The organism is Actinosynnema sp. NPDC023587 (assembly GCF_040640215.1).
In the GTDB taxonomy this organism is placed as follows: Bacteria; Actinomycetota; Actinomycetes; order Mycobacteriales; family Pseudonocardiaceae; genus Actinosynnema.
The window spans coordinates 645,299-665,145 of the sequence record NZ_JBFABG010000001.1; the positions used below are offsets into that span (position 1 = coordinate 645,299).

A 19,847-nucleotide genomic window follows, 5' to 3' on the forward strand; every position below is an offset into this window, starting at 1 on the left:
ACTGCTTAACCAGTTCATGAAGGCTGTCCATTCGGCCGAGAGCCAGGTAAGCGAGCCTCAGGCGTTGGCAGTGTTCCGGGTTGTTCGGAGGGCGGTTGAGCGGTCTGAGCAGGTGACTGCGGACATCCGGGCTAGGTGGTTGTCGTGATTGCCAAGGTTGTTCGGGGGTACCGGCCTGCTGGGCTGATTCGGTATCTGTTCGGACCTGGACAGGCTGAGGAGCATCGGAACCCTCGGGTTGTTGCTGCTTGGGATGGGGCTCCTTGGCTTCGTCAGCCTGAGAAGTTGGCGTCAGTAGTGGTTGGCGGCGAGGTTGTCGAGGCTGGAGAGTTCGACTTTGACCTCAAGCCGTTGACAGCTGCGATGCAGGCGATGGTGAAGCTCGCTGGGTTGCCGTTGAGCACGCCGCCAGCGATCTCTGACGAGTGGGCTGAGCGGGTTCGGCTTGGGGCTGTGCCGAAGGATGCGCCCTCGTGGGTTCGGCACTACCGGTACGACCCCAAGAAGAAGGCTGTGGTGTTGCGGCCTGGGTATGTGTGGCACACGCCTGTTCGGCTAGCTCCTGGTGACCCGACGCTGACGGATGAGCAGTGGGAGACGGTTGCTGAGCGGCTGATGAAAGCCACCAGAATTCATCAGGCTGGGTGTCGGTGGATCGCGGTTCGGCACGCTGATGATCACATCCACCTCATGGCGACGCTGGTGTCTGAGGTGACTGCCAAGCCGTTTCATCCGTACCGGGACTTCCTGGCCTTGCGGCGGGAGTGTCGGGCCATTGAGCGTGACCTTGGGTTGGTCGTCACGGCCGACGTGGACAAGACCGCGGTTCGTCAGCCCTCGCGCAAGGAGAAGGGCAAGGCCGATCGGGAGGGACGTGCCATCACTCCGCGGGAGGAGTTGCAGCGGGTTGTTGCGCGGGCTGCGGCTGAGGCCCGGGATGGTCAGGAGTTCCTGGGTTCGCTTGAGCGGGCCGGGGTTGCTCCGCAGGTGGTGCGAGATGGGCGCGGGATGGTGTTGGGGTATTCCGTCGCCCTGCCTGACGACCTGACCCGTCAGGGGAAGCAGGTGCGGTACTCGGGCTCGAAGTTGGCCGCTGACCTTTCGTGGCCGAAGCTCCAGAATCGGTGGGCCGAGCTTTCCGGTGGTGGGCTTCGGCCTGCCGGGACTTGGCTTGCACCGGCCGAGCGGGAGGCTGTGTTGGAGGAAGCCGTCCGGGTGGTTCAGCTTGCTACCAAGCGGGTTCAGGTCAATCGGTTGACCGGTGGGCAGAGTCAGGCGGTCGACGGGATTGTGCACGCGACTGGCGAACTGCTGGTGGTGTTGGCGCAGGGATGGGATGGACGGGCCGGTGCGGCGCTGGTCGAGATCGGCGCTGGGTACGACCGGGCCGCTCGTACTCCTCATCTCGTGGTTCCTGAGAGGCGCGGGAACTTGGGGTTCCAGTTGCGGCAGGCCGCGCGGGAGGTCGCGGGAGTGGGGATGCTGTCGCGCGTCGACGCCCGTACTCGGGCGGGGTTCCTGGTTGTGACGCTGGTTCTTGCTCTCGTGTCGCTACTGGTGGAGATCAGCGAGTGGCAGAAGGCTCGTGGGCGGGTGCATCAAGGGGAGGCCGCGGCGGTGGCCGCTGGGCGGCTTTCGGCGCTTTCTGGACCACGGCCGGTGAAGGAAGCGGCGGCGGTGTCTCGGCGTCCTGGGCGGACGCTGGAGCAGCCGCCGCGTCGGTTGGTGCCGGTGGTGGAGTCGCGAGGACGAGGTCGCTAGAGGCTGTTCATTGCCTCGTCCAGCCACAACAGGTGGGCCTTGGTGCCTTCGATCGTCGCCATGCGGGTGAAGGTCCCGAGGGCATTTTCAGCGGTGTCGGTGAGGGTGCGGAAGTCTCCCTCGATCGTGACCACCTCGACGTGGTCGGGGAAGACCAGGCCGTAGGCGGCGATCTCGGCGTCGTGGCGGGTTCCGTACTCGTTGGCGATGGCGAAGAGCCTCGGAGCGTGCTCGTGGGCCAGGCCGTGCAGGAATCGGTGGAATCCTGCTTCGGTCCATTGGGGTTCTGTGTCGGGCTGGTCGGTCATGCCTGCTGTCCTTCGATGCTGTGGATCAGGTCCGCCAGCTCTTGGCCGGTCAGGAGGGTGTTGCCGGTCTGCTCGGGTGATGTCCACCAACCGACGGAATCGGTGCCGACGGCGGTGGGCGGGAGCGGGATCGTCGTGCCCTCGTCCACGAGTCGGACGTGGTCGGTTACCAGGGACGGAGGTGTGGGCGGGCGGTACAGGACGAAGGCGATGGGCAGGTCCGGGATCTGCACGACCGGTGTCGGGCGGGTGGTGAACCAGGGGTGTCGGACGAGTCGTTCGGTGAGACTGAGCGGGATTGAGACCGCGCCCAGCTTGGGGCCGACGACGGCAAGTACCGCTTGGCCGCGGCGAGTTGGCGTGTCCCACCATTCGCGTACCTGGGCTAGGTCCGTGGTCGCGGTGTCGGCTGGTTGGAGGGCTACACGGGTGACGGGTTCGCCTGTGATGGGGTCGACGAAGCGGCCCTCATGCCAGACCGCGCCAGGCACGACGGGTAGATCCATTGCGGCGTAGGCAAGGGCTGCTTGGAGGGCCGTGTCGTCGGTGGCGAGGTCGAGGGGTGGTTGAGGGTTCGAGCGCCTGGCGGCCTTCTCCGCGATGGCCTTGGCCAGCTCGGTGAGGTCCTCGGACAGGGACGTTTCGAGTTCTTCCAAGGGGAAGGACGATGCGTCGTCGGGATGGCGGCCGGCTTCGTCGATGAGGCGGACGATGTACCTGCCGAGGCGGGTGTTCAGCTCGGTCAGCCAGGCGTTGTAGAGCAGTTCCTCCCTGGTCACGCGACACCTTCCCGGGGCCTCACCGGCACGGTCTCGAACAGGTCCTCGAACTGCATCGGAGCCAGGGCGATCAATGCTCCGGCGATGAAGAACGGGCCGGGCTGTAGGTGACCGGCTCTGGTCCGGGAGACGGTCGAGCGGTTGAGGCCCATCGCTTTGGCCAGGGCGTAGTCGGAGACGAAGGCAGCGAGGGTCACGGCCCTCTCGAATGCCTTGGTGCGGAGCCTGACTGTGTGCGGCGGCGGGGCGGGGTTCGTGCGTCTGGGTGTTCTGGTGGGTGCGGCCATGGTGGTCCCGTGTGTCCTGTGGATGGTGGGCACCGAGCGTGATCATCGGTATTCGACCTACGTCGGGGCGTAGGCCAGCCAAGCGTCGGACACTAGTTGTGCGGAAGCATGTGCGTACGGTTGTCACACCTGCCGTCACCTGCGGATAGACTTACCTGGAGCGACTCGCTGCGAGACTCGGGAGCGTGGAGGACATGGCACGCGAAGCGGCAGACGTCCTGGAATCGCGCCGGGCTCTCGGGGAGAAGCTGGCGACGTTCCGTAGTGCCGCTCGGATGACGCAGGCGCAGCTGGGGCAGGCGACCTTCAGCGACCGGACCCGTATCGCGCATCTGGAGAAGGGGCGGGCTCGGGCTGACCGCCACTTCTGGCAGGCCGCTGACGAAGCGTTGGGGGCCAGCGGGGTTCTGTTGGCCTCGTTCGTCGAGTTCGTGGAGACCAAACACCGGATGGAGCGGGAGGTACGGGAGGCCGAGCTGGCTGCGATGCGCGAACGCGTCGACGGCTGGCGGTTGTCCGGAGCTGCAGTTGAAGGTGATCGCGGGGTCTCGGCGGTGGCCGAGTTGTTGGGGCCCGCTCAGACGCTCGATCTCCTGGACACCTACACGCGATCGGTCATCGCCCGGTACGAGCTGGAGGGGCCGCAGCGGCTTGCGCCCGAGGTCTTGGCGTTGCGGAGGCTTGGGCACCAGCTCACCGGCCGGGTGTCTGGCGCTGAGCGGACTCGACTCACGTTGGCCAGCGCACGTCATGCGGCGCTGTTGGCCTACATGTCGGTGAACCTCAGCCGGTTCGATGATGCCGAGCGGTTCGCGTTGGAGGCGTCGATGCTCGCCACGGCCCTGGGTGACGCTCCCCTGCTGGCTTGGATCAAGGGCACGCAGAGCTTCGCGGCGTACTACCAGGAGCGGTACCAGGAGGCGCTGAACGTCGCCCAGGTCGGCGTTGGACTGGCCGGGAGTGACCTCCAGCGGATACGGCTGTTGTCCAACGGGGTGGCGCGGGCTGCGGGCAAGCTGGGTGACCGGCGTACGGCGGAGCGGGCCGCTGGTGAGGCGTTGGAGTTGGCCGAGCACGCCGAGGTCCCCAGCGGCATGACTTCGTGTATCGACTTCCTGCCGTACGGCCGGGCCAGGGCCGTCGCCAACGCGGCAACCGCGCAGCTCTCCCTGGGCAACCACAAAGAGGTTCTGCGGCTGACCGGTGACCTTCGGGCTGCGGTGGCGGACTCGGGATCGGACTGGAGTCGATCACTGGTCAGCCTCGATGAGGCAACGGCGCTGGCGGTTGGGCGTGAGGCGGATCTGGAGCACGCTGCGGCGGTTGGGCAGGCTGCGTTGGCGGCTTCGTCTGCGAAGCCGATTGCGTCGGTGGCCAGCCGGGCTGGAGAGTTGGCCGTGAGCCTCAAGCTGCACGGGTCGAGTCGTGCGAGCGACGAGTTCACCGCGGCGCTGCACGCGTGGCGAAGAGACACCAGGGAGATGCTTACGTGACTGCCTTCCCGTCGCGGCTGCCGGACGATCTCGATGACCTCGACGTGATCCGGAGCCATGACTGGAAGTCGTTCTCCTCGTTGGACCGGATGCAGAACCACTGGGCACGCCCCGAGTGGCCGTCCGGGCGTCGGGCCTACTACTGGATGTTGCCGTTCGACGGGACCGACCTGGTCCAACTCGCCAAGCAGTGCCAGGCCCGACTGGAGGACCCGCGCTTCGATCTCGTGCCGCTGGACGCCTTGCACCTGACCGTCGGACGAGTGGGGTTCACGGAGCAGGTGGCAGCAGAGGTTGCAACGACAACCGCAGACGCCGCCCGGAAGCGGTGTCTGCGGTTGTCGCCGTTCAAGGTGGAGATCGGCCCGCTGGCAGGTTCGCGCGGTGCCTTGAGGTTCAGCGTGTCCCCCTGGTCATCGCTTTTCCCGATGCACCAGGCGTTGGCGGACGCCGTGCGTGATGTGGTCGGCGACCGGGCGCACATGAACACCCGGTACTTCCGGCCGCACCTGAGCATCGCCTACGCCAACACCGATGTGGCCGTCAGGCCACTGCTGCCGATGATCGACGAGCTGCGCGACCTGCCACCCGTGACCGCAGCCGTGTCCGAGGTGGCGCTGGTGGAGCTGCGCCGGGAGGGCACGGTCTACCGGTTCGACACGCTGTTGAGCGTCTCGCTCGGCTCGGGGCCGACCGTCTCGGCTTAACCACCCCCGTCCGACAGCGCACGGACGATCGACGCGGTGACGACCTTGTAGTGCCCGCCGAGTCTCATGACCTTGGCCGGGAACTCACCGCGTGCGATCAGGTCGTACGCCTTGCTGCGGGAGATGTTGAAGGCGGTTGCCGCAGTGGCGACGCTGACCGCAGCCGGCCATCGTCGGATCTCGGCAAGTCGCACACGGCGGCGTACCGGCCGCCGTCCCCGCCTTCTGGATGGATCGGAACAACTCATAACTATCCCCCCGGGTAGTCAGTTGCTCGTGACACGAACAACTCAACCAGTGTTAGAGTCGTTTCAGTTGCTTGTCAAGAGCGCAAGCGAACCACCACACTGAGTGGATGAGCCAAGAGCGGATGGTGGGCACTGTTGTAGGTGGAAACCTGGAGCGCCTGCGCCGTCTGGCCCGGATGACGCAGCACGAGGCAGCGCGCCTGTTCGCCAGGCGCGGCACCCCGCTCAGCCGGAGCAAGATCGCGGCCATTGAGGCCGGCGAACGCCCGAACCTGTCGTTCGCGGACGTCCTGGCCATTGCTCACGCCTTCAACGTCGAGTTGGCCGAGCTGTTCGCGGGCGACGACGACGTGACGCTCTCCAACCGGCTCACCCTGCCCAGCACGAGGATCAGAGACCTGATCACCGGCGCACCGGGCGTCGACGGGGGCACGCGGTGGGGCCTCGAATGGCGGCGCGAGCTGCTCGACCTGACCCACGTCGACCCCGAGATCGACCAGGAACTCCAGACCTCGGAGGCGGACCGGGCGCTTGCGCTCCGGCTTCGGATACCGCCGGAGACCGTGATCGCCGTGGCGGTGGAGTTGTGGGGCCGGACGCTGTCCGAGGAACGAGACCTGCGCGTCGAGGGCCTAGGCGGTTTGGACGGCGCGGAGCGCGGCGCTCACCGCGGGCACATCACCCGCGAGCTGTCCCAGGAGATCCAGTCCGAACTGGTGGCGCAGGGGTTGCTCGCCGAAGTCGTGGACGAGAGCGACCAACGAAGTCCTGAGTAGAACGGAGAGCAAGAAGTGGCAGGGGGGATACGTCGTCGGTGCCGATGCCGGGACGCCGACGGCAAGGACATGGGAAGCCGGTGCCCCAAGCTGGCCCAGCGCAATCATGGGGCCTGGCAGGTGCGACAGGAGTTGGCACCGGCGCTCGACGGCACCCGGCGGACGTTCCGCCGGGACGGGTACGAGACCAAGGCCAAGGCTCAGACCGACCTGGACCGGGTGCGGGAACTGTTGGCGCTGGCCGAACCAGACGACCCAGAGGACCGCGAGGCGATCAGCGCGATGCTGGCCGCGTTGGACAAGCGGGAGCGTCTGCCGGAAACCGAGACCGTACGACGGCAGCTCAAGGCAGGGCTCCCGTTGGCGGACAAAGGCACCATCGGCGAATGGCTCGACACCTGGCATGGCCAGGAACGCACCGCCGAGCCACCGAGGTCTCCTACGAGTCGCACATCAGGCTCTACCTCAAGCCGAAGATCGGACACATTCGCCGGGACCGGCTGACCGTGGCCCACGTCGTCGAGATGTTCAACCGGATCGAGGACGACAACGACGCCATCGAGGCCAACAACTCCGACCGCCGCGCCCTTGAGTCCCGGATCAGGAACACGCCCAAGCGGGCGCTGCGAGAGCAGTTGGCCGAGCTGCCGCCCTACCGGCGGCCGGTTCGCGGATCGTCGCAGCAGCGCATTCTGGCGACGCTCCGCGCAGCCTTGAACGACGCCATCCGGCAACAGCTCGCCACGTTCAACCCGGCCGCGCACGTGACAGTCGAAGCCACCAAGGTCCGGCCGTTAATCTGGACGTCGGAGCGGGTCGAGCAGTGGCGCAGGACGGGGCTGCGGCCGGGCCCGGTGATGGTGTGGACGCCGGAGCAGGCCGGGGGCTTCCTGGACCACGTGGCCGAGCACGACCCGGACTACGAAGCTCTCTGGCACGTGGCGACGTTCCGTGGAACGCGGCGGGGTGAGCTGGCGGGCCTGGGGTGGACGGACACCAACCTGGACGGTGCCACGCTCCAAATCCTCACCCAGCTCACCGAAGTTGACTACCAGGTGACCGAAGGCGCTCCGAAGTCCGCCGCCGGCGAGCGGACCGTCTCGCTCGACCGGGAGGGTGTTCGGCTCCTACGCCAACACCGACGCCACCAGTGGGCGGAGCGGCAACGGTTGGGGTCGTTGTGGGTCGAGTCAGGCCGGGTGTTCACGAAGCCGGACGGGTCGGAGCTTCGACCGTCGTGGATCAGTGATCGGTTCGCTCGGTTGTCCGCTGCGGCCGGGGTGCCGCCGATCCGGCTGCACGACCTCCGGCACGTCGCCGCGACCCTGATGCTCGCCGCCAGCGTCGACCTGAAGGTCATCCAGGAGACGCTGGGGCACTCGACGCTCGCCACGACCAGCGATCTCTACACCAGCGTCCTGCCGGAAGTGGCGAACGCCGCAGCCGAAGCGACGAGGTCGATCGTGCCGCGAAGAAAAACGCTCGGGCACCCATCGGGCACCCACGGGCCGCCGACAACGATAGCGGAACAACGAGGTGATGCCCTGAGATAGCAAAAACCGCAGCAAGAGGGTGGTCTCACTGCGGTTCTGCGATGCGCGCTCGGCAGGATTCGAACCTGCAACCTTCTGATCCGTAGTCAGATGCTCTATCCGTTGAGCTACGAGCGCATCGATTTTCAGTTGTCACCCGGCCGAGGCCGAGTGTTGCGGAGGCTCCGGGATTTGAACCCGGGATGGGCGTGAACCCAAACCGCATTAGCAGTGCGGCGCCATAGACCAGACTAGGCGAAGCCTCCCGGAGCCCTCGGCTACGACGCATAGATTACACAGGTCGGTGCGGGCGTGGCAAAACGCCCCCCTCTTACCCCCGTCCTCGCTGGTCAGAGGGGGTAAAAGGGGTGTTCACCAGGGGTTCAGGAGGGCGTCTTGTGGCGCACGTCTCGGTCGAGGACCGGGAATCAGCTCCCGGCCAGGGTCAGGAAGGGGGTGAGGGACTCCGGGTTGCGCAGGGCGTCCCGGCTCACGGCCTGGTCCGGCGGGGTGCCGGCCAGGATCTTCTTGACCGGGACCTCGCACTTCTTGCCGTTCAACGTCCTCGGGATCTCCGCCACGGCCACGAACCTGTCCGGGACGTGGCGCGGGGACAGGTTGGTCCTCAATTCCTTCTTCAGCACCGGTTCCAGGTCCGCCAGGGCGACTCCGGCCTCCAGCACCAGGAAGCACAGCAGTTCGCCGTCCGCCCCGCCCGCTCCCGACGTGTCGATCACCAGGGAGTCGGCCACGCCGTCCAGACCCTCCACGACCCGGTAGAACTCGCTGGTGCCCATGCGCACCCCGCCCCGGTTCAGGGTCGAGTCGCTCCGGCCGTAGATGACGGCCGAACCCCTGGGGGTGATCCGGATCCAGTCACCGTGCCGCCACACGCCCGGGTACGTGTCGAAGTACGCCTCGTGGAGCCTGGTCCCGTCGTCGTCGCCCCAGAAGAAGACCGGCATGGACGGCATCGGCTGGGTGATCACCAGCTCGCCGACCTGGTCCACGACCGGCTTCCCCTGCTCGTCGTACGCGTGCACGGACGCGCCCAGCGCCCGGCACGACAGCTCTCCCAGCCACACCGGGAGGTCGGGGGACGCCGCGACGAACGCGGTGCACAGGTCCGTGCCACCGGACACGGACGCGATCTGGACGTCCTTCCCGATGGCGTCGGCGATCCACCGGAAACCCTCCGGGCTCAACGGCGCACCGGTCGAGCCGACCACCCTCAACCCGGTGAGGTCGTAACGCTCCGCGGGCTTGAGCCCTTCTTTCAGGCACGACTGGATGTACGGCGCGGACGTCCCGAAGTACGTCACCCGGTGCTGCTCGGCCAAGTGCCACAGCACCGACAGGTCGGGGTGCGCGGGACTGCCGTCGAACAGGACGATCGTGGTGCCGACCAGCAGCCCGGACACCAGGAAGTTCCACATCATCCAACCGGTGGTGGTGAACCAGAAGAACCGGTCCCCGGGCCCGAGGTCGCTGTGCAGGGCGAGCATCTTCAGGTGCTCCAGCACGATCCCGCCGTGCCCCTGCACGATCCCCTTGGGCAGCCCCGTGGTGCCCGACGAGTACAGGACCCACAGCGGGTGGTCGAACGGGACGGGTTCGAAGGTCAGCTCCGCGTCGGCGTGCTCGGCCAGCAGCGCGTTCCAGTCGACCGTGCCGGGCAGCGTGCCGCCGAGGTAGTCGATGAGGACCGCGGCCTTCAGCGACGGGATCGCGGCTTTGAGCTGCTCCACGGTCGGCCGCACGTCGAACCCGCGCCCGTTGTACCGGTACCCGTCGACGGCGATCAGCACGGTCGGCTCGATCTGGGTGAACCGGTCGGCGATGGCGCGCGCGCCGAAGTCCGGCGAGCACGACGACCACACCGCACCCAGCGACGCCGCCGCCAGGAACGCGATCAGGGCCTCGGGCGAGTTCGGCACCAGGGCGACGACCCGGTCACCGCGCCGCACCCCCAGCGCCACCAGGCCGGCCCGCGCGGCGGCCACCCGACGCCGCAACTGGCGGTAGGTGAGCTGCGCGGCGAGCCCGTCCTCGCGGTGGAACACGACGGCCAGGTCGTCGGTGTCGCGCCGCAACGCGTGCTCGGCGTAGTTCAGCGTCGCGCCGGGGAACCACTCCGCGCCGGGCATCACCCGCTCGGTGAGCACGGCGGTGGGCGCGCTGTGGAACTTCACCTCGAAGTACTCCGCGACCGCGCCCCAGAAGGCCTCCAGCTCGGTGACCGACCACTCCCACAGCTCGGGGTGGTCGGAGAACTCCAGGCCCTTCTCGGCGGCGAGCCACGAGCGGAACGCGGCCGGGTGGCTGTCGGCCACCCGGTCGGGGCGCGGACGCCACAGCAGCTCTGCCTCGCCGGCGACGGTGCCGGCACGCGTGTCGGTCATACCTGCGTTCCTAGCTCATCGGAGCGCGCGGAACCACAGTCGCGGAACACACATTCGAGGGGGTCCGATAGTCGGACGCGGCTACTGGTTGCGGCCGGCCGTCGCGAGGAGTTCGTCCACGGCGGAGGTGAGGCGCGGCGCGTCGGTCGGCGCGATCACCAGCCACGCGTCGTTCCGGCGCACCAGGTACCGGCCGTCGGCCGTGTCCAGCCACGAGATGGCGTCGCCCGTGGGGTGCAGGTAGCCGGCCCGGTTGCGGGCGATCACGCCCACCTGGCCGCCGCCGCTGCGCGTGGTCACGGCGCGCATCAGGGTGTTCGCCTCGGGCTCGCGCATCCCGACGGTGCGCAGCACGTCGAGGAAGCCCTCGGTGCCGTCGTCGACGCCGGCGCGGCCCGCCGCCAGGTAGTCCTCCCACCGCACGTTCACCGAGCGGCCGGTGCCGGGCGGCGCGCCCGGCAGGGTCGACACGGTCCGCGAGGCCAGGGCGGTGGGCCGGAAGCCGGTCACCTGGACCTGGTCGCCGAGCCGGCCCGCGAACGCGCCGTGCCACGCCGCCGTGGCCAGGCCGCGGGCCTGCTCGCCGTTCAGGGTGAAGACGACCTCCAGGCCGACCTCGAACTCGGCCAGGCCGCGCAGGACCCCGTACAGCTCCTCGTCGGGGCGCTGCACGGTGCCCAGCCCGCGTGCGAACAGGTCGCGGGACGCGATCTCGACCAACCGCGCCCGCTCCTGCCGGGTGTGCCCGTAGTGCCTGGTGCCGAGCGGGACCGGGTGGGCGTCGTGGTGGACCGCCTGCCACAGCAGGAAGAACTCCAGGGCGCTGAGCCGGAAGATGCGCTCGGTCACAGGCCGATCACCGGCGGCGCTGCCTTGCGGTCCACGCCGAACACGTTGTCGTCGTCTTCCAGGTACCCCGGCCGGTGCCGCTCGTTGCCACCCCCACCGGGGGTGCTCGCGACGGGCGGCGGTGCGGCCATCGGGGCCGCGCCGATCATGCCGTGCTGCGGCGTGACCGACTTGGGTGCCTGGAACTGGCTGGTCACGCCACCGGGGCTGCCGCCGGGCGAGCGGTCGTTGACGATCGCGCCGCTGCCCATCCCGGGCGGGCCGAGCGGAGCGGGCCCGAGGGCACCGCCGCCACCGCCGCCGGAACCGACCGGCACGGGCATCGCGCCGCGCCCGCCCGTGAACCCGCCTCGGCCGGAGCCCACACCACCGGAGCCCGCACCACCGAAGGCCGCACCGCCACCACCGCGCCCCTGGGACGGGGTGGTGGTGTTGCGCTCCTGCTGACCGGCGGGCTGGTTCGGGTTGACCACGCCGGTGACCGGGCCGCCGTCGGGCGGCGGCGCGACCGGCTGGGGCGCGAGCACCACGGGCGGCGGGACCGGCGGCGCGACCGGGTTGGTCGGCGGGCTGAACGACGGCACGGTGCGGTCGACCGCGTACGAGTTCTGCTGGAACAGCGCCATCACCTCGGCCGCCTGCCGGTGCGTGGCGTCGGCCGCCACCACCGAGTCGACGACCGGCGCGCCCACCGCCTCCAGCCCGGCGAACGGGCTCGGCTGCCCGATCGGCGGTGCGGCGCGGTGGTCCACCGGGCTGCCCAGGTCGCCGCCGCGGTCCTCGGTCAGCAGCCGCTGCTGCGCGCCGAGCGGCGCGCGGAACGCGGGCTGCTGCTGGACCAGCGCCGCGCGGACGTCGGCCTGCGGCGCGGCCACGGGCGGCGTGCCGCCCCCGGTGACCGGCGCGACGGTGGGCGGTGCGGGCGACGGCGCGGGCATCATCTGCCGCGCGGTCTCCACGTGCTGGATCTCCTCGCCGATGCACTTGGCGACGTTGTCCGCGTGGCCGCTGGTGTTGAGCGCCCACTTCTCCACCGACTCCAGCGCCTCGCGGGCGCGGTCGGCGGAATCGCCCGCCCACGCCTGCTGGGACTGCGAGATCGCCTTGGCCAGCAGCTCCTGCACCTCGTCCAGCGCCTTGCCGACCATCGCCCAGTCCGCCTGCGCGGAACCGGCCGCCTTCAGGTCGACGCCGGTGTGCACCATGTCGTAGAGGGCCTGGTGGGTGAACGACATCCAGTCGACCTTCTGGCCGAGGTCGCTGGGCGGCGGCTCGCGGTGGTGCTCCCCGCCGTTGTCGCCGCCGCCGCTGCCGCCACCGTTGTGGCCGTGGTGGCTCCCACCGTGGTTGCCGTGTCCCCGGCCGCCGCGCCTGTCGTCGCTCACGAGCCCTTGACCTCCCCAGCCGAGTTGAAGGCGTTCGCCGCGTCGTCGTCGGCCTCTTCGAGGTTGCGCGCCGCGTCGCGGATGGTCTCCTCGACCTCGAACAGCACCTGCATGAAGTCGCCGATGACGTTGACCGCGGACGCCTCGTCGCCGACCGCGACCTCGCGCAGCCGGCGGCTGATCGCCTCGCCGACCCAGTTCCTGCCGAACTGGAGCTCGACGTCCAGGCTGGTCACGGCCTTGGTGTGGACGTTGTCCACCAGGCCGCGGGCCTGCGTGATCAGCTTCAGCAGGTCCTGCACGGCCTGCTTGTCCAGGTCGAGCCGCACCCGGCCCTTGTCCACCGCGTCCAGCGCGGTGGTCGCCTTGTCCAGGTCGGTCTGCGCCGCCGCCGCGAAGCTCGCGCCCGGCGGGGTCGTGGCCGTGCCCGGGTCCGCGGTGCCGACCGCGCCCGGACCGGCCGTGCCGACCGGATCGGGAGTGCCCACCGGATCGGGTGGGCCCGCTGTGGGCGGTGTCACGACCTGGGTCGACATCGGATCGCCCGTGCCGGAACCGACCGGGGTCGCCGTGACGGCGTCCGGTGGAACCACGACGGGCGGCCCGGAGGACACCAGAGGTGGCAGCACGTCCGGTGTGATCACCTGCGTCGTAGTGGTGTCGACAGCCGGCGCCGGCACCGAGTGCGGTGCGGAGACCGGTGCGGGCTGTGTGAATGAAACGGTGTTGCCGTCGCTCATGGTTACCCCCTGCACTGCGGTCTTCGCCGCAGCCGCGCCGCGCGTTACCCAGCAGCGTCCGCATCGGCATACCGGACGCTCCCCTTAGATGTACCGGGAAGGCCGTCTGGTTCCAAGCCGCTGGAAAGACTCTCTGCCGCGAGTAGGTGGCCGATCACCGCAGATGCGAGTCGAACCAGTTCAGCGCGCGCTGCCACGCCTCGGCGCTCGCCTCGGGGGTGGTGTCGAACCGGTGGCTGGTGTCCCGGAACCGGACCACGTCGGTGGCGACCGGCGCGTCCGCCGCCGCGTCGCGGAGCTTCTCCACGTCGCTGAACGGGATCTCGGCGTCGTCGTCGCCGTAGAGCCCGAGCCACGGGCACGCCAACTCCTCCGCGACCTCCACCAACGACGGCAGCCCCTCGGACAGCGGTGCCAGGATGCCGCCCCCACCGACGGTGACCGCCGCACCGATGCTTCGGCTTCCCGCAACGACCATCGCGACCGATCCGCCCAGGTCGAAGCCCATGACCCCGAGCCGGTCGCTGCTCACGCCCTGTTGCCCCAACCACACGAAGGCGACGTCCGTGTCGGCCAGCACGGATTCGCCCGACAACTCGCTGACCCGTTCCGCCGCGTCCGCCGGTTCGTCCTCCGCACCGTGGTAGAGGTGCGGCGCGACGGCCAGCCAGCCCTCCGCCGCGAGTCCGCTCACCAGACCGCGGACGGTGTCGGTCACACCGCGCGTCTCGTGCAGCACGACCAAGCCGCCGCGCACGACGTTCTCCGGCTCCGCGACGGTCAGCCGCAGGCTGCGGCCGTCGGTGAGGGGGAGCGTCTCGGTGCGGGTAGGTGTCATGGTGCAACCCTTCCACGTGGGGGTGAACGGCAGTCAACGTGAGCAACCGAACGGCAGGTATGCCCCATCCGGGTGTTGAGCGGCTAACGTCCAGCTCAGAACCGGAAGGAGTCCTCGGATGACGGTGCGAACCCGCGCAGACCTCTCCGCGCTACCCAGTTATGTCCCGGGCAAAACCATCCCGGGTGCGATCAAGCTGGCCAGCAACGAGGTGTCGGCCGGACCACTGCCCAGCGTGGTGCGGGCGATCGCGGAAGCGGCCACCGCCGTGAACCGCTACCCCGACAGCGCCGCCACCGACCTCGTGGCGCGGCTGGGCGACAAGCTCGGTGTCCCCGCCGCCCAGGTGGCCGTGGGCTGCGGATCGGTGACGCTGTGCCAGCAGCTCGTGCAGGCGACCTGCACTGAGGCCGACGAGGTGGTGTTCCCGTGGCGGTCGTTCGAGGCCTACCCGATCATCACGCACGTCGTCGGCGCAGGTCAGACCAGGGTCCCGCTGACCGCGGGGCACGGCTTGGACCTCGCGGCGATGCTCGCCGCGATCACGCCCAGGACCAGGTTGGTGTTCGTGTGCAACCCGAACAACCCGACCGGGACGGCGCTGCGGCGGGACGAGATCGAGCGGTTCATCGAGCAGGTGCCGGCGGAGACGCTGGTCGTGCTGGACGAGGCGTACAAGGAGTTCGTCGACGACCCGGACGTGCCGGACGGCGTCGAGCTGGCCAAGGCCCAGTGGGCGGCCGGGCGGGACAACGTGGCGGTGCTGCGGACGTTCTCCAAGGCGTACGGCCTGGCCGGGCTGCGGGTGGGGTACGCGGTGGGCTCCCCGGAGCTGGCCGAGACCCTGCGCAAGGTCTTCGTGCCGTTCAGCGTGAACGCGCTGGCGCAGGTGGCGGCCCTGGCCTCGCTGGACGCCGAGGACGAGCTGATGGTCCGGTGCCGGGCGATCGTGGCCGAGCGGGGCCGGGTGCGCGGCGCGCTGCTGGAGGCCGGGTACGAGGTGCCGGTCACGCAGGCGAACTTCGTCTGGCTGCCGCTGGGTGAGCGGACCGCGGCGTTCAACGAGCACTGCCTGGAGCACAAGGTCGTGGTGCGCGCGTTCGCCGGTGACGGCGCGCGGGTGACCATCGGCGAGCCGGAGGAGAACGACGCGTTCCTGGCCGCCGCCCGCGCGTTCGGCGGGTAGGGGTCAGCGGGTCAGGATCTGCACGATGGCCACGGTTCCCACCACGACGATCAGCGCGCGCAGCGCGACCGGTGGGAGCCGGCGGCCGACCTTCGCCCCGAGCTGGCCGCCGACGACGGAGCCGACCGCGAGCAGCAGCACGGCGTCCCAGGCGACGTCGGCGATGAAGATGAACAGCACGCCCGCGATCAGGTTCACGAACGCGGTCAGCACGTTCTTCAGGGCGTTCATCCGCTGGATGTGCTCGCTCATCAGCACGCCCATCAGGCCCATCACCAGCACGCCCTGGGCGGCCCCGAAGTAGCCGCCGTAGATGCCGGCCAGGAAGACGCCGACCCACAGCGCGACGCCGCCGTGCTCGTGGCGCTCGCGCTCGGCGAGCTTGCGGTTGAGCCACGGCTGGAGCACGACCAGCACCAGGGCGATCGCGATCAGCACCGGCACGATCGCGGCGAACGCGTCCTCGGGCAGCTTGATCAGCAGGACCGCGCCGACCACGCCGCCGAGCAGCGACGCGGGCAGCAGCCGCTTGACCCGGGGACCCTGACCGGTCAGCTCGCGGCGGTAGCCGACGGCCCCGCTGAACGAGCCGGGCACGAGGCCGAGGCTGTTCGACACGTTCGCGGTGACCGGCGGGAACCCCACCGCCAGCAGCACCGGGAAGGTGATCAGGGTGCCCGACCCGACGACCGTGTTGATCCCGCCGGCCAACACCCCGGCGATGACGACGAGGACCGCTTCCAACGTCGTCACGGGCACGTCTCCCTCGTTCGGCGCAATTGGTTAGCGACGCTAACACTGCGGGCTGCGGAACGCGGTGTGGCTCGCACGACACCCGGCCCGGCGGGCAGGAAGGGCCTCGCCGCTCCACCTCCACAAGGCACGTCGGGGGCCGGCGAGCGAGGTGGGATCGGTGCGGCCTGCCGTGAAGATCCGGAAGGTGGGGCGGCGGGTGAAAAAATCGCACATCAATGTCCACTACCTGATGAAAGTGCGGTGTGGCTCGTGCGCGAATTGGCTGGTGTCAATCGCCAGAAAGACACAGGTGTTGGCCATCCGAGCTCGAAAAGTGGTGTTGATTACTGGATATCCACTCAGACCAATGGCAAGCCGCTCGACCTGCGAGCGGACCACGACGCGTGGAAGCAGTTGCTCGCGGAGACCGGTGTCAGGGACGCGCGGCACACCGCCGCGACGGTCCTTCTGGCAAACGCACGTCACGGCGGCCATGCGTGACGCCGCAGCTCACAGGCTCGTCGTCCATACCCGTCCATACCCGTCCACACTGGTTCGCCCTCGTTGCCACACCGGTAGCTACACCTGTGTGGTGTGGTCCTGTCCGTTCTCGGCTGCTCGCTGCTCAGCGGCCAAAGCGTGCTCCACCCAGTCAAGGAATGCGGGAAGCCGGCTGTCGGCGCTGAAGCAGTCCCGCCCGGTTCCCATGATCTCGTGCTGAAGGTGCGGCCACTCCAGCCGCAAGGCGTTGTAGTGAGCCTGCCCCACCCGCTCGTCGGGGTGTCGGCGCATGTACTCGTCCACCAGGTCGAGGTACCGGCTGATCAAATCCATGACACCCCCTCGCCCTGAACGCCAGCCGCTCCACCTCCGTTGGCCGCTGGTGCGAAGCGTCGGCGGGCGTCGATCGCCGTGCCCAGCCCACCTAATCGCGGGACCGCGCGATCGTCATGGCCCAGAGCGGCCGGAAACAGCTCGACGATCACACGTGCCACCGCCGGCGGCGCGCCTTGAGAAGATCACGGCGAACTCGGCTGAAGGCGTTGCCACACCCGTTGCTGCACAGAGGGGGCGCTACCCGGTGTCAGAACCGCGTCGCACCCCCTCCTACGTGCGGAAGCGGAGGGATTTGAACCCCCGGACGGTTGCCCGTCTCCCGCTTTCAAGGCGGGTGCATTCGGCCGCTCTGCCACGCTTCCCGGTGTCGCGGTCCAGCAGGTTACCCGTCCAGGCCGCGCAGGTGGGTGATGACCCGGTCGAAGACCTTCGCCACGACCTCCTGCTCCTCACGCGTCAGCAGGTCGACCATGTGCGCCCGCACGCCTTGGACGTGGGTCGGTGCGGAGCCCTCCAGGGTTCTCACGCCCTTCTCGGTCAGCTCGGCGAACACGCCGCGACCGTCTTCCGGGCACTCCCGGCGGCGCAGGAGACCTTCCCGCTCCATCCGCGCCACCTGGTGCGACACCCGGCTCTTCGAGGACGCCACCTCGTCCGCGAGCTGTGACATCCGCATCCGCAACCCGCGCTGTTCGGACACCCGCACCAGGACCTCGTAGTCGGCCAGCGACAGGTCGTGGCGGTCCTGGAGTTCGCGGTGCAGGCGGTCTTCGAGCATGGCCGCGCCGATCACGTAGTTCCGCCACGCCCGCATCTCGCCGTCGTCCAGCCATCGGGGTCCCTGATCCGTCACCTCTCAAGGCTATGCCGCACATCTCCGTTAACGGACGATCCACGCGGATGTCTGGTGCCGGTCAACCTCGGACGGCAAACTCCCTGCCCTGGTGCGCCCTCCTACCGGGCGCTGTCAGGGAGGGGACCCTTGATGACCTCGTTCGGACGGACCACCGCCGCGCTGGCGCTCAGCGCCGCGGCCGGGCTCGCCGTCACCCTCGCGCAGACCCCGGCCCAGGCTCACGACCAGCCCGTGCGCACGGTCGACGTCCGGCTGATCGGCATCAACGACCTGCACGGCAACATCGAGCCGCCGACCGGGTCGTCCGGCCGGGTCACGCTCTCCGACGGCACGCAGGTGGAGGCGGGTGGCGCGGCGTACAACGCGACGCACATCAAGAACCTGCGGGCGCAGGTGCGCAACTCCGTCATCGTCGGCCAGGGCGACCTGATCGGCGCGTCGCCGATCGTGTCCGCGCTGTTCCACGACGAGCCGACGCTGGAGGTGCTCGACCGGGTCGGCCTGGACGCCACGGCGGCCGGCAACCACGAGTTCGACGAGGGCTACCGGGAGCTGCTGCGCGTCCAGCACGGCGGCTGCCACCCGACCGACGGCTGCCAGTTCCGGGACCGCTACGACGGTGCGGGGTTCCCGATCCTGGGCGCGAACGTCACCCTGGCCAGGAGCGGCCTGCCCGCGCTGCCCCCGTTCTGGGTGGAGTTCCGCGACGGCGTGCCGATCGGCTTCATCGGCATGCCGTTGAAGGACGTGCCGCTCCTGGTCGACCCGAACGGCGTCGAAGACCTGAAGTTCGGTGACGAGATCGCCGCCGCCGACAAGTACGCCGACCTGCTCAACCGGCTCGGCGTCAAGTCCATCGTGCTGCTGGTCCACCAGGGCGACAACACCCGGGGCGGCGGTCCGGACGACTGCGCGCTGGGCGCGGACAAGGGCCCTGGCCAGATCATCGCCGAGGGCGTGTCGCCGAAGGTCGACGCGGTCTTCTCCGGCCACAGCCACCAGCACTACAACTGCGTGGTGCGGGACCCGGCGGGCAACCCCCGCCCGTTCGTCGAGGGCCTCGCGTTCGGCCGCGAGCTGTCCGTGGTGGACCTGAAGATCGACCGCCGGACCCGCGACGTGGTCCGCTCCGCCACGGTCGCCCGGAACCACGTGGTGACCAGGGACGTCACGCCGGACCCGGCCATCCAGTCCGTGATCGACCTGGCCAAGTCCAAGTCGGGCCCGATCGCGAACCGCCCGGTGGGTTCGATCTCCGCGGACGTCCCGCGAGCGCAGAACGCGGCGGGCGAGTCCGCGCTGGGCAACCTCATCGCCGACTCGCAACTGGCCGCCACCACCGGCAACGGCGCGGTGCTCGCGCTGATGAACCCCGGCGGCGTGCGGGCCGACCTCACCCACGCCTCGTCGCCCGCCGGCGAGGGCGACGGCGTGGTCACCTACGGCGAGGCGTTCACCGTGCAGCCGTTCGGCAACATCCTCCAGACGGTCACGCTGACCGGCGCGCAGATCAAGGCGGCGCTGGAGCAGCAGTGGCAGGTGGTGAACGGCGCGCAGCGCCAGATCGTGCTCCAACCGAGCGCGGGCCTGTCCTACCGGTGGTCGGCGTCGGCCGCGATCGGCTCCAAGGTGTCCGACGTGGTGCTGAACGGCACGCCGCTGGACCCGGCCGCGAGCTACCGCGTCACCATCAACTCGTTCCTCCAGGCCGGGGGTGACGGCTTCAGCGTCTTCACCGGCGGCACGGACATCACCGGCGGCGGCATCGACCTGGACGCGTTCAGCGCGTACCTGGGCGCACACCCGAACACCGCTCCCCCGGCCCTGGGCCGGATCAGCACCGTCGCGTGACCTCGGCGCGACGCGGGCGGGGACGGTCCCGCCCGCGTCGCGCTCCCGGCCCCACCGGCCGGGGTTCACCAGTTCAGGGATTAGGCCAAAGGTTGTAGAACCGGCCGATCAAGCGCATCCTCGGATGAGGACCTGCCGCCCGGCGACGCGAGACCCGAAGCCGTGACCGGCACGCCCGGAAGGGGTAGGTGGTGCGGTGCAGAAAAGTCCTCGCTGTGACGATCCGCGTTCGACCGCGACCCCGCGGGCGGGATGGCGGAGACCGTCCCGGTCGCGA

Annotated in this window: 20 protein-coding genes, 3 tRNA genes and 1 pseudogene; 9 read left to right on the plus strand and 15 right to left on the minus strand. The window is 69.5% G+C overall.

All coding sequences use genetic code 11. From position 1 onward, the window contains the following. The first annotated feature begins 285 nt into the window (after positions 1-285). Positions 286-1,761 carry a relaxase/mobilization nuclease domain-containing protein gene (locus tag AB0G01_RS03240; RefSeq protein WP_360939128.1) on the plus strand — a complete coding sequence of 492 codons (1,476 nt, stop codon included), beginning with the start codon at positions 286-288 and terminating at the stop codon, positions 1,759-1,761. On the opposite strand, the gene AB0G01_RS03245 is transcribed toward AB0G01_RS03240, so the two are convergent. From AB0G01_RS03245 to AB0G01_RS03255, 3 genes are read right to left on the minus strand one after another with little or no spacing between them, the layout of a single operon-like run. Then, positions 1,758-2,069, minus strand: coding sequence for a hypothetical protein (locus AB0G01_RS03245; protein WP_360939130.1), 312 nt, complete (start codon positions 2,067-2,069; stop codon positions 1,758-1,760). The genes AB0G01_RS03240 and AB0G01_RS03245 overlap by 4 nt on opposite strands. Continuing rightward, a complete protein-coding gene (locus tag AB0G01_RS03250) occupies positions 2,066-2,848 on the minus strand; it encodes a hypothetical protein (RefSeq protein WP_360939132.1) in 783 nt (260 codons plus the stop codon). Before AB0G01_RS03250 ends, AB0G01_RS03245 begins: the two co-directional genes overlap by 4 nt. Next, positions 2,845-3,045, minus strand: coding sequence for a transcriptional regulator (locus AB0G01_RS03255; protein WP_360939134.1), 201 nt, complete (start codon positions 3,043-3,045; stop codon positions 2,845-2,847). Before AB0G01_RS03255 ends, AB0G01_RS03250 begins: the two co-directional genes overlap by 4 nt. Before the next feature lie 284 nt (positions 3,046-3,329). Here AB0G01_RS03255 and AB0G01_RS03260 point away from each other — a divergent pair, with 284 nt between their 5' ends. Together AB0G01_RS03260 and AB0G01_RS03265 are read left to right on the plus strand one after the other, a co-directional pair. Further along, positions 3,330-4,628, plus strand: coding sequence for a helix-turn-helix transcriptional regulator (locus AB0G01_RS03260; RefSeq protein WP_360939854.1), 1,299 nt, complete (start codon positions 3,330-3,332; stop codon positions 4,626-4,628). Next, positions 4,625-5,335 carry a 2'-5' RNA ligase family protein gene (locus tag AB0G01_RS03265; protein WP_360939136.1) on the plus strand — a complete coding sequence of 237 codons (711 nt, stop codon included), beginning with the start codon at positions 4,625-4,627 and terminating at the stop codon, positions 5,333-5,335. The genes AB0G01_RS03260 and AB0G01_RS03265 overlap by 4 nt, the downstream gene beginning before the upstream one ends. Here the strand turns inward: AB0G01_RS03265 and AB0G01_RS03270 are convergent. Next, positions 5,332-5,529 carry a helix-turn-helix domain-containing protein gene (locus tag AB0G01_RS03270; RefSeq protein ID WP_360939138.1) on the minus strand — a complete coding sequence of 66 codons (198 nt, stop codon included), beginning with the start codon at positions 5,527-5,529 and terminating at the stop codon, positions 5,332-5,334. The genes AB0G01_RS03265 and AB0G01_RS03270 overlap by 4 nt on opposite strands. 161 nt (positions 5,530-5,690) lie before the next feature. Here AB0G01_RS03270 and AB0G01_RS03275 point away from each other — a divergent pair, with 161 nt between their 5' ends. The 3 genes from AB0G01_RS03275 to AB0G01_RS03285 all read left to right on the plus strand — a co-directional run bounded on the left by AB0G01_RS03275 (position 5,691) and on the right by AB0G01_RS03285 (position 7,912). Continuing rightward, positions 5,691-6,359 (plus strand): helix-turn-helix transcriptional regulator, encoded by a 669-nt coding sequence (locus AB0G01_RS03275; RefSeq protein ID WP_360939140.1) that lies wholly within the window; start codon positions 5,691-5,693, stop codon positions 6,357-6,359. 69 nt (positions 6,360-6,428) lie between these two features. Then, positions 6,429-6,863 carry a hypothetical protein gene (locus AB0G01_RS03280; RefSeq protein WP_360939142.1) on the plus strand — a complete coding sequence of 145 codons (435 nt, stop codon included), beginning with the start codon at positions 6,429-6,431 and terminating at the stop codon, positions 6,861-6,863. Continuing rightward, on the plus strand, positions 6,746-7,912 hold the full coding sequence (locus tag AB0G01_RS03285; protein ID WP_360939144.1) for a site-specific integrase: 1,167 nt from the start codon (positions 6,746-6,748) through the stop codon (positions 7,910-7,912). Before AB0G01_RS03280 ends, AB0G01_RS03285 begins: the two co-directional genes overlap by 118 nt. A 44-nt stretch (positions 7,913-7,956) precedes the next feature. Here the strand turns inward: AB0G01_RS03285 and AB0G01_RS03290 are convergent. The 7 genes from AB0G01_RS03290 to AB0G01_RS03320 form a co-directional block, all read right to left on the minus strand. Continuing rightward, positions 7,957-8,029: transfer RNA gene (locus AB0G01_RS03290), tRNA-Arg, on the minus strand. Between the two features lie 39 nt (positions 8,030-8,068). Continuing rightward, positions 8,069-8,157: transfer RNA gene (locus tag AB0G01_RS03295), tRNA-Ser, on the minus strand. 162 nt (positions 8,158-8,319) lie between these two features. After that, positions 8,320-10,293: an acetoacetate--CoA ligase gene (locus tag AB0G01_RS03300; RefSeq protein WP_360939146.1), complete on the minus strand. Its 1,974-nt coding sequence runs from the start codon at positions 10,291-10,293 to the stop codon at positions 8,320-8,322. Between the two features lie 81 nt (positions 10,294-10,374). Continuing rightward, entirely contained in the window at positions 10,375-11,142 is a 768-nt protein-coding gene (locus AB0G01_RS03305) for an ESX secretion-associated protein EspG (RefSeq protein WP_360939148.1), read from the minus strand. Beyond that, positions 11,139-12,527 (minus strand): hypothetical protein, encoded by a 1,389-nt coding sequence (locus tag AB0G01_RS03310; protein ID WP_360939150.1) that lies wholly within the window; start codon positions 12,525-12,527, stop codon positions 11,139-11,141. The genes AB0G01_RS03305 and AB0G01_RS03310 overlap by 4 nt, the downstream gene beginning before the upstream one ends. Continuing rightward, entirely contained in the window at positions 12,524-13,171 is a 648-nt protein-coding gene (locus AB0G01_RS03315; protein ID WP_360939152.1) for a hypothetical protein, read from the minus strand. Before AB0G01_RS03315 ends, AB0G01_RS03310 begins: the two co-directional genes overlap by 4 nt. A gap of 250 nt (positions 13,172-13,421) precedes the next feature. Continuing rightward, the gene (locus AB0G01_RS03320; RefSeq protein ID WP_360939154.1) at positions 13,422-14,105 is read right to left on the minus strand and encodes a dienelactone hydrolase family protein; all 684 of its coding nucleotides are present in this window, start codon (positions 14,103-14,105) and stop codon (positions 13,422-13,424) included. Between the two features lie 118 nt (positions 14,106-14,223). Here AB0G01_RS03320 and hisC point away from each other — a divergent pair, with 118 nt between their 5' ends. Further along, positions 14,224-15,291 (plus strand): histidinol-phosphate transaminase, encoded by a 1,068-nt coding sequence (hisC, locus tag AB0G01_RS03325; RefSeq protein ID WP_360939156.1) that lies wholly within the window; start codon positions 14,224-14,226, stop codon positions 15,289-15,291. A 3-nt stretch (positions 15,292-15,294) separates the two neighbouring features. Here the strand turns inward: hisC and AB0G01_RS03330 are convergent, their stop codons facing one another. After that, positions 15,295-16,044 carry a sulfite exporter TauE/SafE family protein gene (locus AB0G01_RS03330; RefSeq protein WP_360939158.1) on the minus strand — a complete coding sequence of 250 codons (750 nt, stop codon included), beginning with the start codon at positions 16,042-16,044 and terminating at the stop codon, positions 15,295-15,297. Positions 16,045-16,374: 330 nt separating this feature from the next. Between AB0G01_RS03330 and AB0G01_RS03335 the strand changes: the two are divergent. Next, positions 16,375-16,497 (plus strand): annotated as a pseudogene (locus AB0G01_RS03335) (integrase); the annotation flags it as partial. Positions 16,498-16,605: 108 nt separating this feature from the next. Here the strand turns inward: AB0G01_RS03335 and AB0G01_RS03340 are convergent. The 3 genes from AB0G01_RS03340 to AB0G01_RS03350 all read right to left on the minus strand — a co-directional run bounded on the left by AB0G01_RS03340 (position 16,606) and on the right by AB0G01_RS03350 (position 17,716). Further along, positions 16,606-16,860, minus strand: a complete 255-nt coding sequence (locus AB0G01_RS03340; protein ID WP_360939160.1) for a hypothetical protein — start codon at positions 16,858-16,860, stop codon at positions 16,606-16,608. A gap of 280 nt (positions 16,861-17,140) precedes the next feature. Continuing rightward, positions 17,141-17,225, minus strand: a tRNA-Ser gene (locus AB0G01_RS03345). A 20-nt stretch (positions 17,226-17,245) separates the two neighbouring features. Then, positions 17,246-17,716, minus strand: coding sequence for a MarR family transcriptional regulator (locus AB0G01_RS03350; RefSeq protein WP_360939162.1), 471 nt, complete (start codon positions 17,714-17,716; stop codon positions 17,246-17,248). A 132-nt stretch (positions 17,717-17,848) separates the two neighbouring features. On the opposite strand from AB0G01_RS03350, the gene AB0G01_RS03355 reads away from it, so the two are divergent. Beyond that, positions 17,849-19,570, plus strand: a complete 1,722-nt coding sequence (locus AB0G01_RS03355; protein ID WP_360939164.1) for a bifunctional metallophosphatase/5'-nucleotidase — start codon at positions 17,849-17,851, stop codon at positions 19,568-19,570. The last annotated feature ends 277 nt before the right edge of the window (positions 19,571-19,847 follow it).

Excerpts from the sequence above, each read along its gene's own strand:
- AB0G01_RS03245 (WP_360939130.1), bottom strand. The coding sequence starts at position 2,069 with ATGACCGACCAGCCCGACACAGAACCCCAATGGACCGAAGCAGGATTC.
- AB0G01_RS03260 (WP_360939854.1), top strand. The coding sequence starts at position 3,330 with ATGGCACGCGAAGCGGCAGACGTCCTGGAATCGCGCCGGGCTCTCGGG.
- AB0G01_RS03275 (WP_360939140.1), top strand. The coding sequence starts at position 5,691 with ATGAGCCAAGAGCGGATGGTGGGCACTGTTGTAGGTGGAAACCTGGAG.
- AB0G01_RS03280 (WP_360939142.1), top strand. The coding sequence starts at position 6,429 with ATGGGAAGCCGGTGCCCCAAGCTGGCCCAGCGCAATCATGGGGCCTGG.
- AB0G01_RS03285 (WP_360939144.1), top strand. The coding sequence starts at position 6,746 with ATGGCTCGACACCTGGCATGGCCAGGAACGCACCGCCGAGCCACCGAG.
- AB0G01_RS03300 (WP_360939146.1), bottom strand. The coding sequence starts at position 10,293 with ATGACCGACACGCGTGCCGGCACCGTCGCCGGCGAGGCAGAGCTGCTG.
- AB0G01_RS03320 (WP_360939154.1), bottom strand. The coding sequence starts at position 14,105 with ATGACACCTACCCGCACCGAGACGCTCCCCCTCACCGACGGCCGCAGC.
- hisC (WP_360939156.1), top strand. The coding sequence starts at position 14,224 with ATGACGGTGCGAACCCGCGCAGACCTCTCCGCGCTACCCAGTTATGTC.
- AB0G01_RS03340 (WP_360939160.1), bottom strand. The coding sequence starts at position 16,860 with ATGGATTTGATCAGCCGGTACCTCGACCTGGTGGACGAGTACATGCGC.
- AB0G01_RS03355 (WP_360939164.1), top strand. The coding sequence starts at position 17,849 with ATGACCTCGTTCGGACGGACCACCGCCGCGCTGGCGCTCAGCGCCGCG.